Origin of the sequence: Caulobacter sp. B11 (assembly GCF_002737765.1) — a bacterium.
GTDB lineage: Bacteria > Pseudomonadota > Alphaproteobacteria > Caulobacterales > Caulobacteraceae > Caulobacter.
The window spans coordinates 1-2,915 of record NZ_PEGG01000347.1 but is presented as its reverse complement, the minus strand read 5'-3'; the positions used below and the strand labels follow the sequence as shown (position 1 = coordinate 2,915).

At 71.5% G+C, this 2,915-nt stretch carries 1 protein-coding gene and 1 pseudogene; both read right to left on the bottom strand.

The window, feature by feature from the left end:
* Window positions 1-1,645 (bottom strand): annotated as a pseudogene (locus CSW58_RS12485) (glutamine-synthetase adenylyltransferase); the annotation flags it as partial.
* Window positions 1,646-1,691: 46 nt separating this feature from the next.
* On the bottom strand, window positions 1,692-2,915 hold a 1,224-nt coding region (locus tag CSW58_RS12480), incomplete at its 5' end, for a HAMP domain-containing sensor histidine kinase (protein ID WP_099447503.1).

The following is a 2,915-nucleotide window of genomic DNA, read 5'->3' as shown; positions in this document are numbered from 1 at the left end:
GAAACTGAGGCTGGCGAAGAAGTCGGCGAAGCGGTTGAAGGCCGGATCCGGCGCGCCAGTGGCGTTGGCGGCGTCCAGCAGGCGCGGCGCCAGCCGGGTGAACAGCTCGCGGCCGCGCTCGGTGCGGGTGGCGGCGATATGGCCGTGGTGCCAGCCGCGAATGGTGGCGGCCACCCGCTCCGGCTCGAAAAGCCCATGCGCCTGAGGGTGGCCAGGGTCTCGGGATCGTCCTCGACGCCGGTGAAGACCAGGCTGCCGAACCGCGACGACAGCGCCTCCTCGCCGGCGAAAAGCTTGCCGTACCGCAGGTTGACGCCCTTGAGGATCTTGCCGACGGCGGCGTCGAATCCGCGCAGCACGCCATGGCCCCACAGGGCCGCCACCCGCTTGCGGTCGGTGTCGGACTCCGGAAGCTTGTGGGTCTGGTCGTCGGCGATCATCTGGGCCCGGTGCTCCAGGGCCCGCAGGTCGCGGTAGGCGGCGATCAGATAGTCGCGATCCTGCGGCGTCACATGGCCGGCGTCCGACAGGGCGGCCAGGGCCTCCAGGGTGCGCGGCGAGCGCAGGCCCGGATGTCGCCCGCCGAGGATCAGCTGCTGGGTCTGGACGAAGAACTCGATCTCGCGAATGCCGCCCGGCCCAGCTTCAGGTCCGCGCCCTTGGCCGTCAGCCGGTCGTCGACCTTGTAGGCGTGGATCTGGCGCTTGATCGAATGGATGTCGGCGATGGCCGCGAAGTCGAGATTCCGCCGCCAGATGAACGGCTGCAGCTGGGCCAGGAAGGCCTCGCCCTCGGCCAGGTCGCCGGCCGCGATCCGCGCCTTGATGTGGGCGGCCCGCTCCCAGTTCTGGTTCTGGCCGACGCTCTCATAGTAGTCGAGGGCCGCGTCGATCGGCATGGCCGGCGGGGTCGAGGACGGGTCGGGGCGCAGGCGCAGGTCGATGCGGAACACATAGCCGTCGGCGGTGCGCTCCTGCAGGATGCGGCCCAGATGGTTGGCGATCCGCACCGCCACGCCCTGGGGCTCGACCCCGTCGGCCACCGGCAGGGCGTCGGGCGCGTAGAAGATCGAGAAATCGATGTCGCTGGAATAGTTCAGCTCGAAGGCGCCGTGCTTGCCCATGGCGATGCAGAACAGGCCCGGGGCCGGGCCGCGCGCCCCCTCGCCCACCCCGGTCAGGCTGCCGCGCGCCACCTCCGCCCGCACCGCCTGGGCCAGGGCGGCCTGCAGGGCGGCGTCGGCGAAATGGGTCAGGGCGGCGGTGACCGCGTCCAGCCCCCAGACCCCGCCCAGGTCGCACAGGGCGGTCAGCAGGTGCAGGTCGGCCTTGAGCTCGCGCAGGGTCTTGCGGGCGGTTTCGAAATCGGGCTCGTCGGCCACGGCCCGGGCGGCCGCCAGGAGCTCGCCCAGCCGCGCCTCGGGGTCGCCGGCGAGGATCCAGGGCAGCCGCCGTCCGTCGCGCCGGGCCAGGGAGGCCAGATAGCTGGAGGCTCCGAACACCGGCGCCAGGGCCGGCCAGGCGGCCTCGACCTGAACCGCCGCCGCCTCGCCGACCTTGCGGACGATGGCCTCATAGGCCCGTTCAGCCGCCTTGGGGTCAGCGATCGGGCCGCAGGGGGCCAGGCGTTCGAGCAGGCGAGTCATGACCGCCACTGTGGCCTGTCACAGTCGTCCAGCCTAGTCGCTCGGCCTATTCCACCCGCGGAAGGACCAGCGCCACCCGCAGCCCCGGACCAAAGCCGTCATATTCGCCGGGCCCCTCGGCCAGTTCCAGCGCCCCGCCGTGCGAGACGGCGACGGCCTGGACGAGGGACAGGCCCAGGCCGGCGCCCGGCTCGCTGCGGCTGTTTTCCAGGCGCACGAAGCGCTGCACCACCCGGCCGCGGTCCTCCATCGGCACGCCGGGGCCGGTGTCGGTCACCGAAAACTCCAGCTCGCCCGAGGAACGCCGCCGGGCCCGCAGCATGATCGCCCCGCCCTCGGGGGTATATTTGATGGCGTTGTCGAGGATGTTGGCCAGGGCCTGGGCGATGAACTCGCGGTTGCCGCGGATGTGCAGGCTGGGCGTGATCTCGGCCTTGAAATCGAGGTTCTTGTCCTCGCAGCTGGCCTCGTAGAGCTCGGCCATGTCGCTGGCCAGGGCGCTGGCGTCGAAGGTCTTCTGGTCGGGCGCCTCGCCGGCCGCCTGCAGGCGGGCGATGGCCAGCACGGCGTTGAAGGTCTTGAGCACCCCGTCGGCGTCCTGCAGGGCGGTTTCCAGCGCCGCCACCGGATCGCCCTTGCCGTTCTCGGCGTCGATCAGCGCCACTTCCATGCGGGCGCGCAGGCGGGTCAGGGGCGAGCGCAGATCATGGGCGATGGCGTCGCCGGCGTGGCGCAGGCCGCCCATCAGCCGCTCGATGCGGTCGAGCATGTCGTTGAGGCCCTCGGCCAGCTCGTCATATTCGTCGCGGGTGCCGCGGATGGTGGCCCGGGCGTGCAGGTCGCCCGAGCGCACGGCGCTGACCAGGTCGACCAGCCCCTGCATGCTGCGCGAGACATTGCGGCTGATCAGCACCCCGCCCGCCAGGCCCAGGATGATGACCAACGCCCCCGCGCCCCACAGCGCCCGGACGATCTTCAGCACATAGCCCTCGGACTCGGCGATGTCGGCGCCGACGAACAACACCTCGCCGTCGCGCAGACGCTCCTGGACGCCGCGAGCGGCGCGCCGCACCTCGGCCCCGTCGATGTCGGTCTCGGTGACCTTGAAACTCGCCCAGACCGGGCCGGAGCCCTCGAAATCGCTCAGCGGCGACTGCTCGATCGAGCCCGAGATCTTCTTTCCGTCCTTGCCCAGCAGCAGGTACAGGAACGGCCGTTCGCCGGTGGCCCGCTCGACGATGGTCTGGTTGAGGGCGTCGACGCCGCCTTG